This window comes from Providencia sp. PROV197 (genome assembly GCF_028479625.1).
Taxonomy (GTDB): Bacteria; Pseudomonadota; Gammaproteobacteria; order Enterobacterales; family Enterobacteriaceae; genus Providencia; species Providencia vermicola.
Genome location: NZ_JAMPNZ010000010.1, coordinates 1 through 23,764 on the forward strand (window position 1 = coordinate 1; position 23,764 = coordinate 23,764).

The 23,764-nt window shown below is 37.3% G+C and carries 21 protein-coding genes and 1 pseudogene; 11 read left to right on the forward strand and 11 right to left on the reverse strand.

Annotated features, from left to right (window positions below; all coding sequences use genetic code 11):
* Positions 1-199: 199 nt before the first annotated feature.
* The gene (locus PR808_RS05240; protein WP_206085172.1) at positions 200-739 is read left to right on the forward strand and encodes a DUF2058 domain-containing protein; all 540 of its coding nucleotides are present in this window, start codon (positions 200-202) and stop codon (positions 737-739) included.
* A 147-nt stretch (positions 740-886) separates the two neighbouring features.
* Here PR808_RS05240 and PR808_RS05245 read toward each other — a convergent pair whose 3' ends face one another.
* On the reverse strand, positions 887-1,585 hold the full coding sequence (locus PR808_RS05245) for an RluA family pseudouridine synthase (RefSeq protein ID WP_272538862.1): 699 nt from the start codon (positions 1,583-1,585) through the stop codon (positions 887-889).
* A 178-nt stretch (positions 1,586-1,763) separates the two neighbouring features.
* Between PR808_RS05245 and PR808_RS05250 the strand changes: the two genes are divergently transcribed.
* From PR808_RS05250 to PR808_RS05280, 7 genes are all read left to right on the forward strand, one after another.
* Positions 1,764-2,249 (forward strand): cold-shock protein, encoded by a 486-nt coding sequence (locus PR808_RS05250; RefSeq protein WP_206085170.1) that lies wholly within the window; start codon positions 1,764-1,766, stop codon positions 2,247-2,249.
* A 772-nt stretch (positions 2,250-3,021) separates the two neighbouring features.
* Entirely contained in the window at positions 3,022-3,342 is a 321-nt protein-coding gene (locus PR808_RS05255) for a helix-turn-helix domain-containing protein (protein WP_206085169.1), read from the forward strand.
* A 135-nt stretch (positions 3,343-3,477) separates the two neighbouring features.
* Entirely contained in the window at positions 3,478-4,086 is a 609-nt protein-coding gene (ecpA, locus tag PR808_RS05260; protein WP_206085168.1) for a common pilus major fimbrillin subunit EcpA, read from the forward strand.
* Between the two features lie 92 nt (positions 4,087-4,178).
* Complete coding sequence (locus PR808_RS05265) at positions 4,179-4,862, forward strand: hypothetical protein (RefSeq protein ID WP_206085167.1); 684 nt, start codon at positions 4,179-4,181, stop codon at positions 4,860-4,862.
* 19 nt (positions 4,863-4,881) lie between these two features.
* Complete coding sequence (locus PR808_RS05270; protein WP_206085166.1) at positions 4,882-7,377, forward strand: TcfC E-set like domain-containing protein; 2,496 nt, start codon at positions 4,882-4,884, stop codon at positions 7,375-7,377.
* A gap of 25 nt (positions 7,378-7,402) precedes the next feature.
* The gene (locus PR808_RS05275) at positions 7,403-9,019 is read left to right on the forward strand and encodes a fimbrial protein (RefSeq protein ID WP_206085165.1); all 1,617 of its coding nucleotides are present in this window, start codon (positions 7,403-7,405) and stop codon (positions 9,017-9,019) included.
* Between the two features lie 92 nt (positions 9,020-9,111).
* Positions 9,112-9,789 carry a fimbrial protein gene (locus tag PR808_RS05280; protein WP_206085164.1) on the forward strand — a complete coding sequence of 226 codons (678 nt, stop codon included), beginning with the start codon at positions 9,112-9,114 and terminating at the stop codon, positions 9,787-9,789.
* A 45-nt stretch (positions 9,790-9,834) separates the two neighbouring features.
* On the opposite strand, the gene PR808_RS05285 is transcribed toward PR808_RS05280, so the two are convergent.
* From PR808_RS05285 to PR808_RS05330, 10 genes and pseudogenes are all read right to left on the reverse strand, one after another.
* Entirely contained in the window at positions 9,835-10,836 is a 1,002-nt protein-coding gene (locus PR808_RS05285; protein WP_272538864.1) for a fimbrial protein, read from the reverse strand.
* A 13-nt stretch (positions 10,837-10,849) separates the two neighbouring features.
* Complete coding sequence (locus tag PR808_RS05290) at positions 10,850-11,416, reverse strand: fimbrial protein (protein WP_206085162.1); 567 nt, start codon at positions 11,414-11,416, stop codon at positions 10,850-10,852.
* Positions 11,417-11,455: 39 nt separating this feature from the next.
* The gene (locus tag PR808_RS05295) at positions 11,456-12,070 is read right to left on the reverse strand and encodes a fimbrial protein (protein WP_272538865.1); all 615 of its coding nucleotides are present in this window, start codon (positions 12,068-12,070) and stop codon (positions 11,456-11,458) included.
* 10 nt (positions 12,071-12,080) lie between these two features.
* The gene (locus PR808_RS05300) at positions 12,081-12,830 is read right to left on the reverse strand and encodes a fimbria/pilus periplasmic chaperone (protein WP_206085160.1); all 750 of its coding nucleotides are present in this window, start codon (positions 12,828-12,830) and stop codon (positions 12,081-12,083) included.
* 13 nt (positions 12,831-12,843) lie between these two features.
* Positions 12,844-15,375, reverse strand: a complete 2,532-nt coding sequence (locus PR808_RS05305) for an outer membrane usher protein (protein WP_206085159.1) — start codon at positions 15,373-15,375, stop codon at positions 12,844-12,846.
* A 28-nt stretch (positions 15,376-15,403) separates the two neighbouring features.
* A complete protein-coding gene (locus PR808_RS05310; protein ID WP_241016864.1) occupies positions 15,404-15,949 on the reverse strand; it encodes a fimbrial protein in 546 nt (181 codons plus the stop codon).
* Between the two features lie 66 nt (positions 15,950-16,015).
* Entirely contained in the window at positions 16,016-16,579 is a 564-nt protein-coding gene (locus PR808_RS05315) for a fimbrial protein (protein WP_094960889.1), read from the reverse strand.
* Positions 16,580-16,661: 82 nt separating this feature from the next.
* Entirely contained in the window at positions 16,662-17,051 is a 390-nt protein-coding gene (locus tag PR808_RS05320) for a helix-turn-helix domain-containing protein (RefSeq protein ID WP_206085158.1), read from the reverse strand.
* Between the two features lie 938 nt (positions 17,052-17,989).
* Complete coding sequence (locus tag PR808_RS05325) at positions 17,990-18,547, reverse strand: tyrosine-type DNA invertase (RefSeq protein ID WP_206085157.1); 558 nt, start codon at positions 18,545-18,547, stop codon at positions 17,990-17,992.
* A gap of 362 nt (positions 18,548-18,909) precedes the next feature.
* A pseudogene (locus tag PR808_RS05330) lies at positions 18,910-19,510 on the reverse strand (formate dehydrogenase subunit gamma).
* A 148-nt stretch (positions 19,511-19,658) separates the two neighbouring features.
* Between PR808_RS05330 and PR808_RS05335 the strand changes: the two are divergent.
* The 3 genes from PR808_RS05335 to PR808_RS05345 all read left to right on the forward strand — a co-directional run bounded on the left by PR808_RS05335 (position 19,659) and on the right by PR808_RS05345 (position 23,534).
* Entirely contained in the window at positions 19,659-20,399 is a 741-nt protein-coding gene (locus tag PR808_RS05335; RefSeq protein ID WP_206085156.1) for a MurR/RpiR family transcriptional regulator, read from the forward strand.
* Positions 20,400-20,592: 193 nt separating this feature from the next.
* Positions 20,593-22,149 carry a PTS transporter subunit EIIC gene (locus tag PR808_RS05340; RefSeq protein WP_219245279.1) on the forward strand — a complete coding sequence of 519 codons (1,557 nt, stop codon included), beginning with the start codon at positions 20,593-20,595 and terminating at the stop codon, positions 22,147-22,149.
* A 14-nt stretch (positions 22,150-22,163) separates the two neighbouring features.
* Complete coding sequence (locus PR808_RS05345) at positions 22,164-23,534, forward strand: class-II fumarase/aspartase family protein (protein ID WP_272538866.1); 1,371 nt, start codon at positions 22,164-22,166, stop codon at positions 23,532-23,534.
* The last annotated feature ends 230 nt before the right edge of the window (positions 23,535-23,764 follow it).

Here is a 23,764-nt window from a genome sequence, read left to right on the forward strand (position 1 = left end):
GAGGAAAATCAATTCATTGATTTTCGGCTGATAACACAAAGCAGGAAAAACCACGCTTTTATCCTGCTTTGTTAACAACCTCAAATGGCATTTTTCACATTCACATACCAACCTCTTCCCTCGACTCGGTACACGCTCAAAAATTACAGGTATAATCCCCCATTATCTCACTGACAATTTTATTGATGCGGAAATAGAAATGGCAAAACTCACTTTACAAGAACAGATGCTACAGGCAGGGCTTGTCACCAGTAAAAAAATGGCTAAAGTTCAACGAACTGCGAAAAAATCACGGGTACAAGCTCGGGAAGCCAGAGAAGCGGTCGAAGAAAACAAAAAAGCACAGCTTGAGCGTGACAAACAGCTGAGTGAGCAACAAAAACAAGCTGCACTGTCAAAAGAATACAAAGCGCAAGTGAAGCAGCTGATCGAAATGAATAAAATTGAAATAGCGAAAGGCGATATCGCTTTTAACTTCACCGACAACAATGTTATTAAACAAGTGATGGTAGATAAAACCACACAAAAACAATTGATTAGTGGTCGCTTGGCGATTGCTCGTTTAATCATTGATAACAGTGATGTAAATGGCTACGCGATTATTCCTGCGGTTGTGGCCGATAAAATTACTCAAAGGGATGTGGATAGTATTGTATTAAATAATGCGTTGAGTGAAGAAGCTCAGGATGAAGATGATCCGTACGCTGAGTTCCAGATCCCTGATGATTTGATGTGGTAATACTCGTCATACTTCAAGCTGCAGCGTTGTTGACTGCGTTCATTCGCACTAGTCACATACTTATGTATGCTCCTAGCGTCTCATTCTCTTGTCGCCTAGCTGCAACTTGAATTATTTAGAGTATTAAAGTTTGGGCTATATAGAGTATTAGAACGGGCTATCATGAATAAAATGAAGTGGTTTGTGGCTGATCGGATGTATAAAACGTAGCTCGCTGGCGTGTAACATCAGCCTTGGTGCATGTTCTGTACCTGGTAAACACTCGCCGCCATATAAATCGCACCCCAAAATGGGATACCCCAAATATTGGCAATGAATACGTAGCTGGTGGGTGCGCCCCGTTTCAGGGGTGAGCTGCACTCGTGTTAATGGGACAGTTGTACCACCCACTATTTCTTGTTGAAAGCGTTCCAGTACCAAATAACGGGAACGTGCGGGTTTTCCATTCACTTTGCAAATAGACATCCGTGGAAATAACGCAGGGTCTTTTGCTATCGGCGCATCAATTATCCCTTCGTTATCATTCAAGTGCCCGCACAGTAGCGCTTGATAAACTTTAGCAACAGTACGTTGGCTAAACTGTTGGCAAAGTGCGGCATTGATGACTTTATTAAGGGCAATGATCATCAGCCCTGAAGTGCCAAAATCTAATCGATGGACAAGGGTACAATCTGGAAATAACTTCACCAGTCGATAATGTACAGAATCTAAATTCTGAGGGTTTTTCCCTGAAAGGCTGAGTAATCCCGAAGGTTTATTGATAATCAGTAAATGTTCGTCTTGATAGAGGACATCAACCTGCTCATAGCAAGGCGGGGCAATAAAGGTATCAATAATCGTAGACATCGACTTCTCTAAATAAAAAAGGGGAAAGAATAATAACTAATTTATCATCTGCCGTCGCCTTGGGGTGTTGTAAATTTATCATCCAGCTAAAAACCAAAGGCATGGTCTGAGCCTACATTGTGCTTTATACTGCCGTCAGAGAAACTGAGTTTAAAACGATTAATTAGGTGGTAATGCAATGAAAGGAACAATCACAACGTGGTTTGAAGATAAAGGCTTTGGATTTATCAAAGATGAGAACGGAGATAACCGTTATTTCCATGTGATTAAGGTTGCTAACCCTGAACTGATCAAAAAGGGTGCAGAAATCACCTTTGAACCAACAACCAATAATAAAGGCTTGTCTGCTTTTGCTGTTAAAGTGATCCCTGAAAGCAAGTATATTTTTATTGCGGGCGAGCGTTTGAAAATCACTTCAATTAAATCTTTCCTTGTATACAGTGAAGAAGTTCCCGCAGATGCGGGTATTGATAAAGCGAATACCGTGTTATCGGTAGGTGCGCTGATGAGCAGCATTCGTCCAAAAACGGAAATTAAACCTGGTGATATGCGCTCACTGAAAAAATTAGCTATCACTACGCTACATGGCACCACATTGACGTTTTCAGAAGATGAAATCGATATTGAAGAAACGGTAAAACGGTTGAATTCATGTAAGAATTAGTCCTTGGATAGAGCAGAAAATTGATGAGTACCAGAGCGCTATTTTATATGGCGCTCTTAGCTAGATAACGTTAATAAATTCCCATTGTTATAATATCGTTTGTTATTCTAGGTAAATCCACTTAATATCGATGTAGTGTGTTAAAGAGGCTGGCTTCTTTTTTGGGTTTAAACGCGTAATCGCCTAAATATCGATGATAAATTTAATTTACGCATACTCGTAATATTGGTAAAGGTAAATACATCACGAGAATAGGCTGATAGTCGCATTTTGCCTTACTTTTTCATTGGTTTATTAAGTTGAATTTTTATTTTTTTAGAGATAAATATTGGCTTGGCCATTACTTTTTATGGGTAAAACTAAAATCATCCATATTTATAGTTTATTGTTTCACTCATATTATGAGTTTTTATAATTAAAATTAATGTGTTTTGTGTCAATTTGTAATTCAATGTAACTTTATGTGTTTTAATCCTTATGAGAGTAATTAATCGTTCGGAATTACTCTCAATAATACACTCCATAAATTATAATATACTAATAATATTTAATTAATATATTTATCATATAGTTAATTATCCATTCCTTAACTTAAATACACATTAAATGTGTATATCAATCAGTTAAAGTGATCGATATTCATCATTTAATAGTCTATGCCTATCAAATAAAGCGATTCGATCGATATAAACGTTTTTACTCTTATTTTAATGTATTTATTATTAATAAAAGTTAAATGTTTAATTAATTATTTTATATTGGAGTGTGGTTAATGAAATCTAATATAATTAGTTGTCATGTCGGTATTTTTTTAAGACGTGCCCGTAAAGAAAGAAACATGACAGGAAAACAGATGGCTAAATTAATGAATATTAGTCAACAGCAAATCTCACGTTATGAAATAGGGACCACAGCTATCACGTTAGATCAATTAGAACAATTTTTGAGAATATTAGATAAAAGATGGATTGACGTACTTCGATTTCTTGAAGATGAATCAGTGATTGGAATAAAAACAGATAAAAACGAAAGTAAAAATAAATACCTTTCATGGAAAGGCTATTCTACTAAAAGCTTCATTAATAATTTCTAATTATTAGAACAGGCAGAATAAAATAATCAGGTTTTCTGATTATTTTATTGATTATATTTTATAAAAAGCACGGTTAAAAGTGTTTTTTATACTATGTAATTATTTTTTGATATAAATTAAATTAGAGAGAATAATATGTTAAATAAAAAAATGGCATCTGTTTTGCTATCAACAGTTATTGCTGCGTCTTTTGCAACCGTTGCTAATGCCGATACACGTACAGCTCAAGCGACTGCAACTTGGCAAGCAACCGCAATTAAAGATACAACAAGTATGTTAGTTGTTACTCCATTAAAAAGTTTAACGTTTAATTATGCTGAAGGCCAAAAAAGCTTTAACCAGCAAAATGGTGCGTTCGATATTGCAATTCAAGGGCAAGCAGGCGCTACAGACTTTAAATTAGCATCAAAAATTATTGCGAACACATTAGCAAGAACAACTGACGATTCTAAATTAACGGTTGGTGTTAAATGGAATGGTGAAGATCTTAATAAAAATACAGATTTAGTTTTAATTGATACATCAAAAGGCTTAACTTCTGGTTTAGATAACTTAGCTGCTGATGGTATCTATAACGGTTCTGAGCGTGCAACAGACCGCGGTGAATTCACCTTTGTTATTGCAAGCGCAGAAGCTGCTGGTGCAGCAACAGACTTTAAAGCACTGACCGATGGTACATGGGATGGTGATGTAAAAGTTCAATTTACCGCGACTTGGGACGGTACTTTTACTCCAGCTCCTTAATTATCCCTTTATTGGATAATTGAATACTACGATAAAGATACTATAGGGAAATAATATCTTTATCGTTATTCCTTTCTTAGAAATTTATGATTATGAAAAAAATAACATTAGCATTAATTTTATTATCATGGCTCCCATTAAAAAATAGCTTCGCTGTTAATGTGGGGAATATTACTGAGATAATACCATCCGATGAAGACACGATAGCGAAAGAAATTGAAAATACAGTTGATACAGCAAGGCTGGTAAATCTAACAATCGAAAAAATTGACTCTCCACTTGAAAATGGAAAGGTTATTCCTGTCAATGATCCTAATGAAATATTGTCAACACCAGCTAATTTAATTCTGCCAGGTAAAGCAAAAGATGTGTTTAAAATTATTTATCAGGGGCCAAAGGACGATAAAGAACGCTATTACAGATTGAATTGGAAAGATGACCCTATTGGTGAAAGTGGTGTTACACAAAGTTCAAAATCAGCATCAGCAACGACATCGGCAACAATTAGCACGATTTTAGTTGTCGCACCAAGAATTGAAAATTTTAATTACCAATATATTAATTCCCAAGTTGCGAATACGGGTAATAGTTCTTTTCGTGTTGTGGCTTCAGGACCGTGTTTAGCAGAAAAACAAAAATATGCAGTGGATGGTGTTTGTCGTGAGCGATATTACCTTATGCCACATTTAGCCGTTAAATTGCAATTTGTCGATCTCTCAAATAAAAAATCAAGCGTAGGTATTTGGCACAAAGGAGAGTTCATTGTTGTCAAATAATGAAGAATGGACTTAAATCATGCGTAAGAGTGCTATTGCTTTATCAATATTGAGTATTATATTTTCGAATTCGATTAATGCTGATGAAATGAAAAGTATTAAGATTGGCGGATATATTATTCCTCCTGCATTTGTGAGTGCATTGGAGGAAGGAATGTCTGTGCCTGTTTTTTTACGTCTGAATGATGAGGCTAAAAAAAGTCAGAGTGAAAGCAAAATTGCGGATGCAGTTATTGTCATTGATCAGGGTAAAATTAAATTATCAAGTCTTCATCTCATTGAGAATGATCAGGGTGCGAAACTCAATAATTTATTAGTTGATAAGCTTGAAAGTAAGCAAAATGCTATTTTTAATGAAAATAATGGGATTGTTATTGATAACAATGCCGTTCTTCAATTAAACATCTCTTCATTCAACCTATCATTAGATGTTGATAAAGCCGCATTTGCAGCAAAAGAGCATGCGAGACAATCTGTCTTAGGAAATTCTTCAGTTAATTCATTTTCAGCCGTCGCCAATTATGATTTAGGGGTGTTTCAGAGCCGAGTCAAAGACGCGAAAGATTCATCAAGTAGCTATTTTAATTTAGATACCTTATTTGCTGCTGCAGAACATCATTTTAATGTGAACGCCTCAGCGTACAGTATTGGAAAATCGAATTCGAACGTTGAACTTTACCGTGCAATGTATGAACGTGATTTTAATGGATTTCGCTTTGCGCTAGGTTTAATGAGCACATGGAATTTACAATCGATTGCCAGTTTAACCGCCCTTAGTAGCAGTAAAATTTATGCCGCTTCCATCGGGAATAATTCATCCAGTATGGTGGTGAATAAACAACAGTCATTAACACCCATTTATGCTTTTTTAAATAGTCCTGGGGAAGTGCGTATTTACCGTCAAGGTAAATTATTGAACATTCAAAATTTCCCGATGGGTAATTTTGAGGTTGATACGAGCGTATTGCCTTATGGTATTTACGAAGTCACTATCGAAACGGTTGTTGATGGGAAAGTTGTCACCACACAGCACCAAACAATTAATAAATCCTTCGGTGCGATAACGGGAAATTACGACAAGCTAAATTGGGAAATTTACGGTGGATATATTGATTTTGATAAGCGCCATTATGTGAGAGGTGAAGGCTCACCTAGTCAGACCCCTGAAAAAAGTTATTTAGCGGGTGTTTCTTTTGCTTATAACTTCCCAGTGTTATCGGGTATTCGTTTCCAAATGTCCAACTATGGGTTTGATAAGTTTGTTGTACAAGAAACCAGCGTTAACGCCACTTTAAATAACTATATTTCAGTTGCTTGGCAGGGCATGTTAGAAAATCATGGCAGTCACCGTAATATTGCGACGGTTTCGGTCAATATCCCCGAAGGGTACGGTTCTTTATGGGCATCTAAAGAAAAGACCGTCGTGACGGGCGATTTACCGCTTTATGATGCGGATAGCTATTCTTACGGCGGCACGATTAACTTTGACAAAATCATTGATAGAACAGGCTCGTTTACTATTAGTAACACCAAAGACCGCCGTGTCGGCAGTGATTCAATCAACTATGAGTACGCGAACACATTATTCTCGGGTCGTTATGGCACGGTAGGATTAAGAGCGGGTGTTCAGCGTTATCATTATGATAATCAAAACAGTACCAACGAAAAATACGTGAATCTTGATTTCTCTTTGCCGCTCTCTACATGGCTTAGTACTGGCGTTTCTTCGACAAACGGTAACGTAAAAGCCAATATTTATGCGAATAAGAATTTTGAAAATTCCGTGATTACCAATGCAGGTGTTTCAGTTTCAAAATTAGTTCGTGATAAAGATAATGGCGAGTCTGATTTTTCAACGTTGGGCTATGCGTCTTACGACACAAAATATAATTCAGGGACTGTGACGATTAATAGGCCTGATAATAACCGGCTCAATGGTAACTTAACTTCGCGCGGCTCAGTAGCCTATAGTGACGGAATGATCACGCCTAGCGGGCAGCAAGGTAAATCTGGCGTGATTATTAATTCAGATATTAAAGGTAGTGGCAGTATGGTCGCGAAAGTGAATGGCCAAAACTACCCAATTAGTGGAAAAAATACGTTTATTCCATTGTCTCCTTATTCTGATTATGACATCCAATTAATGAATGACGGCAAATCAAAAGACAGTTTTGATATTGTCTCTGGTCGAAACAAGTCCGTTACATTATATCCAGGAAATATTGCCCTTTATCAACCTGAAGTTAGGCAACTAGTGACCGTATTTGGTCGTCTGAAATCGCCTAATGGCGAATATATAAAATATGCTTCCATTCGAAACCATATCGGTCGAACAAAAACCGACCAAAATGGTGAGTTTTCCATGGACGTTGATGTTCGATACCCAGTGATATCGTTATTACAGGACGACCAACAGACTATTTGTGAAGCAGACTTAAACCTGCAAGGTGCACGCGGTGCATTGTGGGTTGGCGAGGTGACTTGTGAGCCTCAAGAAGCATTTGCTAAACGTTAATTATCTCTTTAAAGGCTAATTTAATATGCGATTATTATCGATAACAGCACTCTTTTTTTCATTCGCTGTTTTAACGCCGAATTCTTTTGCAGCAACCGCACCCCTGCAAGAATATGTCATTGTTGAAAACCAAGTTGATAATGAATTTTTTATTGTGGCAAATAGGGTTGATCCGCGTTTTTCGGGTTCCAATGTTTTCACAAAATATCAGCGTAATAGTCAATTAAGTTTAGGCTATATGGGATATACAGGTACACCATTTAGCTCAACGTATAATATAGGCGATATTTGGTTAGAAAATTCCCCTGTTAACCAACCCTTTATTGGAAACCGTTGTATGACGAACAACCGAAATTGCCCTGCAACCTCTTATTGGCCTGCTCAGCAATTACGGGATAATGGCGCATATAAAATACAGCAAACAGGTACGCCAGGTGAATCGGGTTATTCAAGGCCTATTTTCTCGGAAGCATTTTATCGTTGGTTAGCGGAAATCCCGCCAGGAACCGAATACACGTTTGATTTAAGAACATGTACAAGTCGTGATGATTATAATTTAAGTAATACAACGTGTATGACCAGCGGGGGGCGAACAAGTACGCAGCAACACTACATTCCAACCAATAAAAAAGGGAACATTATTTTGAAAGGCACTGGCGCCTTGCAAGAGGTGTTTGTGGACAGCAATGGGAATCCAACCATTGGGCTGGGTTCTAATTTTTGTTCCACAGGTATTGTGGCAAATGCTTCTGGTGTGATTTGTAAATTAGTGGAGTTAGAAACTAAAGGTTCATCAATTAGTGGCTCATTTACTGTCCGTATGTATATTGATAGTGCAAAGTTAGGTTTAGCGAGGGCGCCAGCTGCGGCATCTATTAAATATAAAGGAACTAACAGTACACGTTGGACAAATTGGTCTTCAACAACAAATATGTCTGAAATTTTTAATAATGGCTCACAGAATATTGAAGTCTTTCTTTCCAATGCGTATTTAAAATCGATTGTTGATGCCTCGCCAAATTCAACCGTGACATTGGCAGACAGTGTTTATACATTTGGTTTTCAATCTCCACTGCCACAGTCTGGTTTTTATGAATTTACGCCATCAAACTACTTAATAATTAAACCGAGAGATTATGGAATTAGCATTATTCCTGCAGACTTTAATCCAAATCAATCGAAAACGGGTAAGGTCGGTAGCGAAGAGCCGCCGATAGAATTTAATTATATTGTGACGACCAGTGGCCCAAGACAGGCAGACTCTATTACGGCAAAAGTTGAGGGGCCCCAAACAACATTAAAAGGTCAGTCGTACTGTTTATTCACTTCAAGTGATAACAAATTTAATGTCCCTTTTTCTGCCTACCTTTCATTTAAAAATGGCAGTGGGGTGAAGGAGTCATACCGCGCTAGTTGTGATAATAATGAAATTTCATTGAAAAACGCATTATGGGCGGAGACCCCCTGGGACCGGCCAAATGAAGATCTCGGTTCTTTTTATCGTACTGATTTAGACTTATCATTCCCAATGAATGACGCTAATTCGTTTTTCACATTAGACGGTATTGATTGGTTAGGGACAGTTTCAGCAAGTGGGACGATTACCGTTAAGGCGATTTGGACGGGACCTGATATTCAATAACTTTAATGGCTATTTTGTGGCTACTTGTAAAGACGCAAGTAGCTTTTTTATTGGTACCAATTCTTCCTTCAATTTAATAGCGGATTTTTATTATGAAACGCTTCTCTTTGCTTAAAATCCTATTTTTGATGGTGTTGTTTTCGTTTTACAACAACGCATTTGCGTTATATATCAACTCAGATATTTCTTCGATGGATTCGGGCCAAGAGTTTTTTTCTAAGCCATACGTTAATGATACGAAAAAAACGAATTTATATAATTTTAGCGCTTATAAAATTGATAGACCAGGTGGCCAAGAACAGGGTGAGCCGATACTCAATGGTGAAATTATCTTTACTCCGCTGAAGAAAATTTTATTACCAGGAGAGCAGGAGTTTTTTAAGATTTTTTATCGAGGGCAAGCGGATGAAACTGAGCGCTATTATAAGATTATTATTAGCGAAACGCCTTTGGATATGCGTAATGATGACGGGAAAAAAAAGCAGCCATTATTTTACCCAACGGTTAGCTTAGAAACCTATTTTGTCGTGAGACCTAAAAAACCTGACTTTAAATACAACCTTAATTCAAATGATGGGGTACTAAAAAATACGGGTAATACTTATTTTAGGGTGTTATTACATGACAGCTGTGATGCTGATGATGACTCGGAGCCTTACGTCTTTTATTTGTTGCCTAATCAAGAGTTTAACGATGTACGCTTAAAAAAGAAAAGCCGAAAATATATAGTTATTTTCGATAAATATTACTCGGTCGGGAATTGTGAATAATTAATGCAAAAGAGGCTTTTAATAAGTAAAAGCCTCTTTATAACACTATGGTGTAGACATAATAATTGTTGCTGCAGAGTTAAACTGGCCTTCGATGAGCTCATTTGGCGATAAATTTGGCTTCTTTACTAACGTAAACATTAATGTATCTCTCCCATGGCCATTTTCGATTTTTGAATTGAAATGCCCATTCATTGGGGAAACACGTTGTCCTTGATGATAAATCTCTACACCTAATCCTGGCATCATCGGGCCTTGACTGCCGATATCACCTGTTCTGACGAGTAGCGCATCTCCTGAAAAGGTTGATGTTTCACCACTTAAAATCATTTTTATTGGTGCTGTTAGGTTATTATCTTCACAGCTATATGTGATCTCAACATTACGCTGAAAACGGCTCGCACTACCCACTGTTGAAATACCTGATGCATTAACCGTTTCAAAATCAACAATAATGATTTGGTTATCATTGATATCACATGTCCCTGTTCCTACAACCACATCATTTCCAGCATAGAAATTCCATTTAAAATAAGCGTGGTCAATATGTTGGTTGCTGCCTACAAATGTTGCATATTTATGGAGATCAAGTGTCATCAATAAATCTCCTTTTCTGACTAAAACTGAAGGTGTAGGCTTAACATTCACTTGCAAATATAACTTAATTTGCAAGGGCTCAGAAGCGGTGGTTAAACGGAAAACTGGAATTTCTTGACCACTAAATGGTGCTAAATAATAAGCACCGCGTATAACAACACCAGCTTTTAATTCAGGATTATTTTTAAACGCAGGGCCTAAGTCAGCGCCTGTGACATTCAGGTAGTCGACATAGGCGGAGGGCGCTTCATTGCGGCAGGTCATAAAGTCGCTCACATCCGCGAATTCATTAATTCGATTAGGTACAGCAAAAATATCATTATCAAGAGGAACATCTTGTATGCTTTGTGTTCCGCCGCCAACCTCTTGGCCCCCATTTGTTTTACATTGGAATGCAAATATGGTCGGGGAGAATAATAAGGTTGCGAGAAGTAATATTAATATCTTCATTGTTACTGATACCTTAATCATAAATTAAACTAAAAATAGCGGTTGCAGTAAAATGGCCAAATGCAATGCTTTTATTTTTTATTGCATCGGGTTCCCCTTGCACATTCGCATTAAAACTTAATATATTTGTGCCATTCTCTAGATTGTATGCGGGCGTCGTACTATTAATGGGAATTTTTTTACCATTGTATTCTAAAATTTCAATTCCTATACCCGAAGCCATGCTGCCAGAATCTAATGCAAGGAGGCCTGGTAAATAGCTATTTTCGGTTCCAGTAAACTTAACTGTCACTGTTTTAAAGATACTATTATCACAGTCATCTAGGTGAATATTAAAATTTTCCAGTGGTGTTTTTTGGTTAATATAGAGATACTTATTGACGATAGTACCAAAATCTACAATGATATTTTCATCACCAGGCCTTACCGTGCAAGCTTCAGCGACAAGCTGTCCTCTTATCTTAATTTCACCGATTTGGCCATTTTTTGCATGGCTCGGCAATGAAAAAAATAACAAACTGAATAGCATGAAGAGTATTATTTTTTTAAATTTGTAAAAATTGAAATTTAAGTTATTCATATAAAGACCTTCAATGCTCTATCCGCTAATTGAATTAGCTTATTCATAGGTTATTTGGAAAGAAATAATGCTTCGGTATGCGCCTGCCTGTAATTTTTCTGCAACTCTGACGGGGGCTACGTAATAAGTTAAAATATTTTGCCCAGACGAAATAAGTTGTGGTTCGCTGTACTCACCAAAGGCGATTTCTTTTCCTTTTGGGTTGGTGATTTGTAATCCCAATCCAGTAACACCTTCTACGCTGGCAATGTTAGGGCGAAACGGAATGACAGGGGCAATAAACCGAATTTTCATCCCTGGCTGGGAAGTGCTCCATGTGACATTGCCCGATTTATCATTTCTTAGGGCGGTTGGTGTGTCGATACAATCCAGCAATTCAATATTAATCGGGGTTTTATGGCCTTGTGCGCCAATTGCTTTTAATGACGCAGTTTCAACATTCCCCAAATCAACAGATTGAAATGCAGAGTCCATCGATAAATGGCAAGCACTCTCAGTTAAGGAGCCGTAAACAAAAATTTTTCCATTGGTGCCTTCGACATCCCAATTTCCTGTGGCGTCATGAAAGGCATTCGAGGACGCCCCATATATGACAGACGGTGGAAATATCAGAGAAAGCCCGAGAAGTAAGGTAAGACTTTTTTGATTAATCATCTTTTCCTCTCTATTTATTTTCAGGAACAACCTGACATGTGCTGGCTTGGCATTTGAATTGCAATTTAGGACGGCCACCGTAGTCATTGATGTAGGTTAGTACTGGGTTCGCACCAACGGTGGAACTTGGGACACCTAAATTTTCTTCGCTAAATGGTGCGACCATAACGGCTTTAAAGTTTTGATTTACTGGTGAGTTGATACGCTCCGCAGCGCCAATAATGGTGATATAAAAAGGCGTTGGATTTTTAATAATATATTGGTCGCCTTGTTTAATCAGCTGTGTTTTTTCCTGCCAAGGGTTATTCAACATTTCCGTTTCACTTAGCATGATACTTTTCGGGCGGTAAAATAATTTAATTTTGCTTTGTAATGCTAATTGTAAAACATTCGGCTTATCACTTTTAGGTGGTATCTCTCTTAAATTAAAGTAATAAACGCTTTCTCTATCTTGAGGTAACTGGTTTATTTCAGGAAGCGCTTCAACACGAACTTGGCTTGATTTTTCGGGTTCAACTCTTTGCACTGGGGGTAATACTGCAAAAGGAGAGGTAACTTTCACTCCTTGAATATTTTCTACCCAGCCTTGGGCTAAATAAGGCAGTTGGTTATTTTTATTGGTAATAGTAATTGAAACGCTTTTTTGATCGCCATTAAAAATAATGCGAGTTCTATCTAAAGCAATTGCTGAGAAAGCGCTTCCGCTAACTAAACTGCTTAATAAAATAGTACTGATATATAAATTAGTTAATTTTTTCATAGCAATCACTCAGTTACAGATTATTATCTGTTTCATTACGTTTATTTGATAGTGGCTTACAAGGAATGAATAATCCTTGGCTAATTGTTTCTAAGTTCTCAGGAAAATGAATTTCACATTGAGCTGCGCCACCCCAATGAATAATCATGACTTCATTTGGATTGATACCACTGACGTAGGCATATCCATTATCAGTGACGATCCCTGTTTCTTTTCCTTTCAAATTAGTAATCTGAGCACCAAATGGCGGCGCAGAGCCGTCAGACATACGCATTGAAAGCATCATTTTTTCACCAGACAATACATTAAATTTACGGTAGCCAATTGCGCCTTCTGTTAATGTGGCCTGGACAATAGAATCAGTCACCTCGGCATTATTCGGTAATGCATTTAAATCGACTTTAACTTTACTGCGGTAGTAACTATTTAAGTCAGGCACGACCACTTTACCGAATGCATTCGATGCAATAGGGATACCACGGTCTGATACGGGGATTTTAGCTACGCCGTCAGTGTCTATGAGTAAACGAGTGCCGCCAATATTTGAAACTCGGTGAGCATCCGCACCTTTTAACGTCATAGTGAATCCGCCTTGAGCCCCTAATCCAAATGACGTGTAATTATTGTGAATATAGCTGGCATTTGCGGTTAACTTCGTATTATCGCCGTAATGAGTAATATAGGTGCTTGCGGTTCCACCTTTATTGGTTGACCCTGCGCTGACTTGGTAATTGGTTCTATCAGACAGCTTGTCATAATAAGTTGCCCGGTTAACGGTGTCGTCCCGTGTTGCTTGTAATGAATAGCCGATATTGGCACCATTTCCCCAAGGCATTGATGCTGAAATATAAAGACCGTCATCATTTGTTTCGTTATATTTATTGCGGTACGCCGATAATGAAATATTAATATTTTTCAGGCTTCCCCAATCTAAGGTTTTTGTTACCATTAAATTGTAGCGATTGCTTTCTGGCTTATCCCAATAGGTTTGGTGCGAATAATTTAAATAAGCAGTGATCCTTGGTTCTCTAAAATTTTTATTTAGAGAAATCACATACATTTCCTTATTACTGCCTTGGCGTTCGCCTGAATCTTTAGCCGTTAAAAAATCAGTTACAGTCATAAAACTGCGCTCAGAGAAGCGGTAACCTGCGAATTGGACTTGGCTATCATAGTCATCAAAGCGCTTCGAATAGTTTATCCGATAAGAGTTACCTGTCAGTTTTTTATCATTCGGAATATTTGCAATAGAATGCGTAATATCGAAAGACAAAGCACCAAATGCTAATAGATCGCGACCTACACCTACGTTGAATGCATTATAGTCTTGGCTATTTAATGAGCCTGCGAGCAATGACCAACCATTGGTGACTCCCCATGACATTTCACCACTTGCGAATGTGTCTCCGTTAACATGGTGATCCATATCGGTTGGTCGACCCATTGCTAATTTATATCGAATACTACCTGGGCGCGTTAAATAAGGGATATTAGCCGTTTCAACTTGATATTCTTGAACAGAACCATCCTGTTCTTCGATTCGAACATCCAGTTTACCCGTCGTTGCATCGCTTAAGTTTTGGACACGAAAAGGCCCAGCAGCAACTTGTTCTTGGTAAATAACTCGCCCTTGTTGACTAATAATGACCGTTGCATTGGTGGTTGCAACACCTGTGATTTCTGGCGCATATCCACGTAAGTTCGGTGGAAGCATTAAGATATCTGAGCGTAAGCTAATCCCAGTGAATCGAAAACTGTCGAATAAATCCGTATTAAAATAGTCTTCACCCAAAGTCAGTTTTGCTTTAATGCTAGTTAAAGCTTTATAAGCATAAAGTCGGCTCCATTGGAAATCATGCTCATTTTTACTGTTTGAGCCAGTTTCTCGTTGAGCACGTCCCTGCCAATCGCCCCTGAAGCGCCATGCACCGAGGTTAACACCCGCAACACCATTTGCCGTCACATTATAATTACTATTGTTATCATGAGGTTTATTGGCTCTTGCATTAATGTTGTAGTCTAAAATAGCTCCTGAAATCCCCTCATCCCAAAGAGAGGGTGGATCCCAGTTAGCGGTTCTATATTCAAGATAGGCTTGAGGAATACTTAGGTATAATGTTGCGTCAGATAAATCTCCCTGAGCTTGAAAGCCAGGTAAACTGAGTAAATCAAGACACTCATTATTATGCCACCACGTAATTTTCTTCAATGAGTCCGCTGTTAGCCCTAATTGTTGGACTTGTTCTTGTGTAATACATACAAGGCTTGCTTCAGGGTCATTTTCAGGCGCATAAAAAGAAAATCGTTGTTCAGGCAGAGTTTCTTTATTTAATTGTATTTTTAGAGGGTAAGTGCCAGGCATAATATAGCCAGCACGTGAGAATTGCTTAATATCGATGTTTTTTTTGTCTTCTAAATCAAATAATGCTGTATTAAATTGTATAGTATCAGCAGCATATAACTGGGCAGATAATGACCCAAAAGCGAACATTATCGTTGTCGTTATTATATTTATTTTGTGTTGTTTAAAAAACATAAAAAACATCCCTAAAACACCAATATAACTTTTAGAATTAATAATAATCGACCTTGAACCTTAATAAGGTTTGGTAATTACCCGCTTTAACAGGATGATAATTGGTGACTAATTGCATTTGATATTTCAGTATCATTGTGCCAGGGGTAATTCCTTGTGCAGGCAATGGCTTCCCTGGTGTAATGGAGTATCCCGAGATATCATGCAGTGCCAATTGCACTCCTTTTGCTTCACCCGAGAGTGTGAAAAAATCACCTTCTGATGGACCATCAAAAGTGACTTCGAGTGAATTCCATTCGTTATTATCTTTTGAATATTTTTCCCAACGGCAATCAACGAGCTTAATATTGAATTCTTTTATGGGGCCTTTCCCAACTTCGCGAATATAGCTTATTGGAAGAACCCCCATATTAATGGTCTGATCCCTTGACCCGATATCTATTGCACAGGCAGTATCGACTATTTCGCCGTTCATTGTGACTTTTCCCCATCCATGAGGTGATGCCGCCATTTGTGGCGAAAGAAATAATGTAAGAAGCAATAGAGACGATACATTTCTTGGCGAATAGATAAATCCTTTCACTTTAACCTCTGACTTAATTAGGTGACTAATAGAGGAATACAGGAGTATTCCTCTTTAACTAATCAATTAGTTATAAGTTAAGGTAAAGTTAGTTACGCCTTCGAATTTACCTAATGGAATTTTATCTACTGCAACGTTTGCACCTTGTACATAAGCGCTATAACGTAGAGTGTTATCACCCGCTTGTAATTGGTGTTCTTGTGCTGTTGCAACACCCATATCTAATGCTGCTCCGTTTGTATCAGTTAATTGAATACCGACGTTACCCGCAATAGTTGGATCGGTTGCATCTAAGCCAGTTACACCTAATAATTTAGAGTTGAATGCAGCACTAGAACCAGAGAATGTGATGCTGACTTTGTCATTATAGACTTTGTCATCTGCATCTTTAGGGAATACACAGTCTTCTAATTCAATGTTGAATTGTTTAGCACTAGAAGTACCGCCATTTGCTAAAACAGAGTTAGCGATTTGGCCTAACCATACAGTTTGGTCAATAGAGTCGGAACTAATTGAGCAAGGTGCATCGATGATTTCACCTTTAAATGTAACTTTACCATGCCCTTGATCAGCGAGTGCTGGAGAAGCGATAGCGGCAGAAACAAGAGCTGCTAAAAATACTTTTTTCATTTGAACCTCATTTATATATAACAACGTGATGATTACCCAACAATTAAGTGGGCATAGTTAAAATTTTATATTTTTTAAATAACTATTTGCTGTATAAAGAATTTAGAATAATTTCTGATTGCCGATTAAAAATATAATGGCAATTATCTTGCTCATCGAAGAGGTTTTCATTGTTATGAATAAATGAATTAGCATTAGGATGTTCTTCATTTATTTTCAATGTTATACTTTCGAAAAATGCACTAGGGTTAGTATCTAGATAGAATAAGATTGAAAATAACATCCCACAGTTAATGCTACATATTCCTCTTTCATATCGAGAAATTTGTTGTTGTGATATTTTTAATTTTTTAGCTAGATCTTTACCGCTTAGCCCTTTTTCTTTTCTAAGGTGGAATAACTCCAAACCAATTTGCTCAGTTAGTATTTTCTGAAAATTATCTATACTGGTTTTTAACTTGTTATTTTTCATATCTCACCAATAAAGCTTTATGTAATTTGGTTACACAGTCAGACCCGCTTGCAAAGTAAACGATTTGCTTTCTTTTTGCTCAGGAAACGCAACAAAATAAATCAAAATGTTGCGTTAAATTGGTTTTAGCTAATTTGTTTAATATATTGGAAGTGTCAGAATTAAAATCTTTAATTTATATTGTTTGTTAGTAAATCTGGAGTATTTATCTAGTGGGTTTTGTTGGCGAAAATATCACAGGTGGTAACTTTTTGTTGTAGATGACAATTTTTTACATAATTTACTGGTTACCTCTAAAATAAATAATACAAACAGAGTTTTATGCTGTTTGATTTTGGTTAGTCTCAGAATTATACTTATTAGGCATTTTAAACATTTTGATTTATTATGTTGCATTACCATTTGATTTTAAATCATTTTTTATTTAATTCATTGATTTTTATTTATTATTCAAAATATTTTTTATTATATTTCTTGTTGTTTGGTTATGATTTTATATTATTTTTACATTTGTCTGATTTAGAGGTTATTTATGAAATTAAAAGCTAAAACAATTTGATTTTAATTTTTTTATTTATTAAATATCTTTATATGATTCTCTAAATACGAGTTAAAATGTAATTTACACGTATATATATTGATAATATATTGTTAAATTCATGCGGTTGACTAATTACTCATATTTCGAGTATTTAAATTATGATAGTTGGTAAAAGAAGAATAAATAAAATTATTAACTAACCTTATTTTGGCGGGTTGAAAAATAACGTATTGATGGCTCTATTTAGTGGTATTCAAATTAATCATCACATCAAACATTCATAAGAATACCTCAGTTTTATAAAACCAATTGGTTAAATAACTGAGGCATTCTTGGTGTTTAATTCATTTTATAATATTGAACTTTAGTTCCATGTTGATACAAGTCATTAAATTGTCTATTGATTAGACCAAATGCCACTAAAACGTTTTTCATTACTTGCGGTATAAATTACTGTATGGGCAATATTTCGATGCCCTAAATAGTCTTGAATTAATCGGGTATCTCTACCGAGGTCAGCTAATGCATACCCACATGCATGTCTTAACATGTGCGGGTGAAGTTTGACGGGTAGCCCTGCGATTTTGCCGTATTGTTCAAATAAACGGTAGATCTGGTAGCGAGAGATTTGGCTCCCTTTTTGTGAGATAAACAAGCAATCTGAGCTGGACGTTTTCCAAGAATTTCGCTCTAACAACCACCGTTCTATTGCAGTAAACTCTTCAGGAATTATCGGTTGAACAGTGGATAAACCTCCTTTTAACCGTCTGATGTAGATTATTTTTTGTGCTAAATCAATATCTGCCATTGTGATGTGAGTAAGTTCGCTAACCCTTAGACCATGTAGGAAGCTCATTAATAACAAGCAATAGTCGCGATTGGGATATCTCCCCTGTTTGGTTGCATTTAATAGAGCGTTAACTTCTGTGCGTGTAATAAATTTGCGTTTAGTCATTATGATCTCATTTATACCTCGTTACATTTCGCTATATACCAATGATAAATTAACTAAAAATAATTAATTTTTCTAAAATTAAACACAATATGTCATAAGTACACGTGATGATACCTAAATGTGAGTGATTAATCATGGTGACTTTTCATACTCTCTCACTGCGTTAAAAAGTGTAAGAAAACAGAAAGAATGGAATTCTTGAAGGATAAAATTTATTTTTCTAAAACAGGTCTCACTCACTGAAATAAATTGATTTATGGGTGGATGTTGTTGTGTTGGTGCGGGGATATAAAGGGCATCTACGGGGAGGAATCTGCCAAGCAGTACCATAAATGACGCTGCTTGGCGGTTTTAATTTACGATTATTCTTTCTTCTCTTTTTCTTCTTCTAATACTTCGCGATACCAACGAGGATGGTGTTTCCTTGCCCATCCACGCGTCACCCAGCCTTCAACCATGCTACGGATAGAGCCTTTTACCCAAAAGGCAGCATAAGCATGAACAACAACCGTAATTATCAGGGCTATTGCAGAAAGTGAGTGTGCCAGTAATGCTGCTCGAATTATCGAAATTGAAAAATAATCAGCGAAATAAGGACGCCAAATAATAATTCCACTTACCGTTAAGACGATAAGGCACAGGCTGAGAACCCAATAAATCCCTTTTTGGCCAAGGTTATAATGGCCGATATCGCCAGCTTCCTCATTACGTAATACCTTGTGAATATTTTTAGCCCAAATAAGGTCTTGCTTATCCACAAAGTTATATTTTAACTATCTAAAAAACATAAAGATAAATAAAAATGCCATGAGGCTACCGACAAAGGGATGCAGTATGCGAGATAACTGGGGCGTCCCTAAAATATTCATAAACCAGTTTTATGAGGGAAAAAAAGAAACCTAATCCACTGAATGCCGTAAAGATAATGACGACTAACAGGTTACATTGCACCTTCTCACAAATTTACCTCCCTGAGTTCTACATAAAGGCCCTATTTGGCGTATAATCAGCAAATTGATTATTTTGTGCTATTTCATCATTATTAATCGTCATCAGGTTGTTGGCCCCTTCAGTACAATGGGATTTTTCGGCAAAATTGGTCAGGTGGGATATGTTGGAATTTTTAAAAAATTACGATAATTTAACGCTCAGTGAAAAAAAGGTATTAAAATATCTGAACGATAATATTGCCGATATACCCTACTTAAATATCAATGAGTTAGTCGCAAAAACCTATGTGTCGAAAACAGTCATTATTAACTTATCGCAGAAATTAGGATTCAGTGGTTTTAAAGAGCTTAAATTTCAAATTAATAATTATATTCTGTCCAAAAATAAAACTGAAAAAGTCACGCCCGCGTCCTACAAAAAACAACTCGAGAAAAACATTAATAAAAGTTTTACGCTGATTAATGAAGATCAAATTAATGACTGTGCGAATATTTTACATAAATCGCGAAATATTTTTATTGTTGCGAGGGGTACCAGTAAGGCCGTAGGGTATTATCTTGAGCACTTACTCTTTGCATTAGGTCTGCACTGTTTTTTTATTAATGACTACAATTTGTCTGATTCTTTCACTCGACTCGTCAGCAAAGATGATACGGTGATATTTATTTCACTTTCTGGCGGAACAAAAAAGATTATTGAGACTGCCAAAATTGTCCAATTGAAAGGCGCAAATATCATTAGTATGACAGCATTCAATACGAATGAATTAACCAGTTATACCGATAACACGCTTTTTTGTTTTGCAGACAGTTACGATACTAAAAGGGATGATACCAAGTCCCGTATTGGTTTTTTTATTTTAGTTGATTTACTTATCAATGAGTTAGAAAACCTACTTTAGGCGAATTTCTTAACTTACTCTTCCTATATTACCGCCTTTTTATTGTTATTTTTAACAATAATGCCGTTTCAAAATGACTTAGGTCATAATTTATGACCTAAGATAATTTTTAAAACCGGGACATCATTTCTTTTATAAAACCCCCAAGCTAGTATGCCTTTAATTCTAATAATAGAAGTCATAAGGAAAAAGTATGGCCAGAAGAAAGTTTGGTGAATCTATCCAACGCTTTGGGAGAACATTACTCCTTCCGATTGGTGTGCTTGCACCTATCGGTATGATATTGGGTATCAGTGGTGCGTTAGTGCAAACGTATATGATTGCACGCTTTCCTTTCCTCGGAAATGAAACAGTTAACGCTCTATTAGTTAGCATTCGTTCTATTGCAGGGGTGATTTTCGATAATATCCCATTGCTGTTTGCGATGGGGGTCGCTTATGGGATGAGCCAGAGAGATAAGGGGATTGCCGTCTTCGCGTCGGTAGTTGGTTACTTATCCTTGATCATTACCATGAATATTTGGTTGGTGCTCACCGGCAAGCTCGCTGATGCAGCGATTATGAGCCAAGTGGGGCAGATTAAAGTTCTTGGCATACAAACGCTGAATATCAGTGCGGCAGGGGGGATCATTACGGGTTTAATTGCCTCTTGGGCGACTGACAAGTTCTATAACCTTGAGCTTCCTACCGCGTTTGCCTTCTTCTCGGGGAAAAAATCGGTATCCATTATCATGATTGGTTTAATGATCATGGTTGGTGCGTTATTACCGTTTATCTGGGAAGTCTTAGTCCAAGGATTAATGAAGTTATCTGCTGTATTCTTGAGCCCTGTCGGCCCATTCTTTACGGCAGGTGGTGAACGTTTATTCATACCGTTTGGCTTACACCATGTCTGGAACGTGTTGTTCCGTTTCACTGAAGCGGGCGGTACCTATGTTATTGATGGACAAACTTTTGTGGGTGTTGTCCCTGCGTTAACTGAAGTGTTATTCAAACAAGGTCCTAACAGCGAATATTGGGCGATGATGCCAAGTTTGACTCGCTTTATGGCGCAACAGCAAATGTTAGTAACACTGTTCTTATTCCCTGCGATTGCGCTGGCAATTTACAGAACATCGAAGAAAGAAAACCGTGCAGAAGTGAAGTCGATGTTGGTGACAATGGTATTGACCGCGATGCTGGGGAACGTGACAGAACCGCTCGAATTTACCTTCGTATTTATTGCACCACTGTTGTATCTCATTTACGCGATTATCGTGGGTATCGGTGCAGTGTTACTTTCTTTCGCGGGTGTTGCTATTGGTTATATTCGTGGAACGGTATTCGACTTCACGATATTTGGATTGTTATACGAGCATACAAACTGGATATTCTTAGTCATCATTGGTAGCTGTTTAGCCGTGGTCACTTACTTTATTTTCTACTGGGCGATTATCAAATTTGATATTAAAACGCCAGGCCGTGAAGAATCCAGCAACCTGAAAAATACCTTAATTAAAGAAAAACGTTATGGTGAAATTGCAGAAATTTTAATCCAAGCGTTAGGTGGAAAACAAAATATTCGTAATGTAGATAACTGTATTACTCGTATGCGGATTGATGTTGGCGAAGTGAATCAAATTGATAAAGATTTAATGTTGGAATCAGGATGTACCGCATTCTTCTTTCCATCGGCAAACCATGTCCATGTCGTTTATGGGCCGAAGGTTGAATTCGTTCGCAATGCTGTTGATGAAGCAATGAAGAAATAAAGAAGGGATACGAAATGAGAGCATTATACGATTCTAAAAGTAAAACAATTGATGATCGAGGTATTAAAGCACTTTTATCTGATGAAGCGAAATATACAACTTGGTTAATGTTTGAATCTATGTTGGCTCAAGCGCAAGCGGAGCAGGGGTTTATTCCCCAATCCGCAGCTGATGAAATTAAAGAAAAGGCGATTATTGAAAATATTGATTTTGAAGAAATGAGCCGTATTTATCAAAAAATCGGCCATGGCTTCGTGCCTTTTCTGAAAGTATTAGTGAATGCTTGTTCAGAAGAGAGTGGAAAATATATCCACTACGGTATTACCACACAGAATATCCAGCAGAGTTCACAACTGTATATGATGAAAACGGTACACAATAAGTTTATGTTGTTGCTGAGTGAAATCATTGAAAACCTTTCTGGTTTGGCAGAAAGAACTAAGCATATGGTAATGCCAGGCAGAACCCATGGACGCCATGCGATCCCGATTACTTATGGCTATAAAGTGTCGGTGTGGATAAGCGATTTTATTGATTGTTATCAGCGCATGAAAGAGTGCGAAAAGCGCGTATTCACCATCATGATGGGGGGGGCGGTTGGTGCTTTTAACTCGATGCCAGGTATCGGTTTAGAAGTACAAAAACGCGTCGCTGAGCTAACAGGTATGCATGCGATGGAAGTGCCATCGAGAAACCTAAGCACCCATAAACTAGAATATATGGCGAATTTAGCGCTGATGGCGAATATCTGCCATAAGATTGGTGAAGAAGTTTACAGCACCACATTGGAGGAAATTGCTGAGGTTTCTGAAGGATTTACGAAGGGTACTGTGGGCAGTAGTACGATGCCACACAAGATTAACCCGAAATTAGCAAAAGGCATTATTGCAAATTCACAAAAACTGTATTCTTTGCCAAGTGTAGGGATGTACTCAGCGGTACGTCCTTATGAAGGTGACAGCAGTTCTTATATGTTATTCGATGGCTTAATTGAAGAAGCGTTAGAGTTAACGACAGAAATCTTATTAAGAACCGAAGAGCTTTCAAGAACTCTCGTTCCTCATGAAGATAGAATGCTGCATAACGTATTGAGAAATAAAGGGTTAGATAACACCGAATACGTAATGATGAAAATGGCAGAAAAACTAGGGAAAGATAAAGCCCATGAGCTGCTATACGAAGAAGCGATTAAGACTGCAGCAGATGGCGAGGATTTCTATACTAACCTTACCAAAAACAGTGTGATATCCGCTGCTTTTAGCAATGATGAAATTAAAGCGATGTTAGATCCACGTTCTTATATAGGTTTGTCTGTTGAGATAGCAGAAAAAGAAGCGAAACGTGGCCTCGTTATTTCACAAGAAATTAAACATAATTATAAGTAACAGTGATTAACGGTAATGGCAGAGCCACCTATTTAGGTGGCTCTGAGGCTGTTGACAAAGCAGGATAAAAACGTGGTTTTTCCTGCTTTGTGTTATCAGCCGAAAATCAATAAATTGATTTTCCTTATTAATATTCAAAACCTATCCAACCTGCAGTCAAACCTCATCGGTTTGTCAGCAGTCTGAGAGCCACCTATTTAGGTGGCTCTTTTTTTGATAGAAAATAAGAA

Coding starts and splice junctions, on each gene's coding strand:
- PR808_RS05250 (WP_206085170.1), top strand. CDS start 1,764: ATGAAAGGAACAATCACAACGTGGTTTGAAGATAAAGGCTTTGGATTT.
- PR808_RS05335 (WP_206085156.1), top strand. CDS start 19,659: ATGTTGGAATTTTTAAAAAATTACGATAATTTAACGCTCAGTGAAAAA.
- PR808_RS05240 (WP_206085172.1), top strand. CDS start 200: ATGGCAAAACTCACTTTACAAGAACAGATGCTACAGGCAGGGCTTGTC.
- PR808_RS05325 (WP_206085157.1), bottom strand. CDS start 18,547: ATGACTAAACGCAAATTTATTACACGCACAGAAGTTAACGCTCTATTA.
- PR808_RS05275 (WP_206085165.1), top strand. CDS start 7,403: ATGCGATTATTATCGATAACAGCACTCTTTTTTTCATTCGCTGTTTTA.
- PR808_RS05315 (WP_094960889.1), bottom strand. CDS start 16,579: ATGAAAAAAGTATTTTTAGCAGCTCTTGTTTCTGCCGCTATCGCTTCT.
- PR808_RS05270 (WP_206085166.1), top strand. CDS start 4,882: ATGCGTAAGAGTGCTATTGCTTTATCAATATTGAGTATTATATTTTCG.
- PR808_RS05305 (WP_206085159.1), bottom strand. CDS start 15,375: ATGTTTTTTATGTTTTTTAAACAACACAAAATAAATATAATAACGACA.
- PR808_RS05280 (WP_206085164.1), top strand. CDS start 9,112: ATGAAACGCTTCTCTTTGCTTAAAATCCTATTTTTGATGGTGTTGTTT.
- PR808_RS05245 (WP_272538862.1), bottom strand. CDS start 1,585: ATGTCTACGATTATTGATACCTTTATTGCCCCGCCTTGCTATGAGCAG.
- PR808_RS05345 (WP_272538866.1), top strand. CDS start 22,164: ATGAGAGCATTATACGATTCTAAAAGTAAAACAATTGATGATCGAGGT.
- PR808_RS05300 (WP_206085160.1), bottom strand. CDS start 12,830: ATGAAAAAATTAACTAATTTATATATCAGTACTATTTTATTAAGCAGT.
- ecpA (WP_206085168.1), top strand. CDS start 3,478: ATGTTAAATAAAAAAATGGCATCTGTTTTGCTATCAACAGTTATTGCT.
- PR808_RS05290 (WP_206085162.1), bottom strand. CDS start 11,416: ATGAATAACTTAAATTTCAATTTTTACAAATTTAAAAAAATAATACTC.
- PR808_RS05265 (WP_206085167.1), top strand. CDS start 4,179: ATGAAAAAAATAACATTAGCATTAATTTTATTATCATGGCTCCCATTA.
- PR808_RS05285 (WP_272538864.1), bottom strand. CDS start 10,836: ATGAAGATATTAATATTACTTCTCGCAACCTTATTATTCTCCCCGACC.
- PR808_RS05320 (WP_206085158.1), bottom strand. CDS start 17,051: ATGAAAAATAACAAGTTAAAAACCAGTATAGATAATTTTCAGAAAATA.
- PR808_RS05255 (WP_206085169.1), top strand. CDS start 3,022: ATGAAATCTAATATAATTAGTTGTCATGTCGGTATTTTTTTAAGACGT.
- PR808_RS05340 (WP_219245279.1), top strand. CDS start 20,593: ATGGCCAGAAGAAAGTTTGGTGAATCTATCCAACGCTTTGGGAGAACA.
- PR808_RS05295 (WP_272538865.1), bottom strand. CDS start 12,070: ATGATTAATCAAAAAAGTCTTACCTTACTTCTCGGGCTTTCTCTGATA.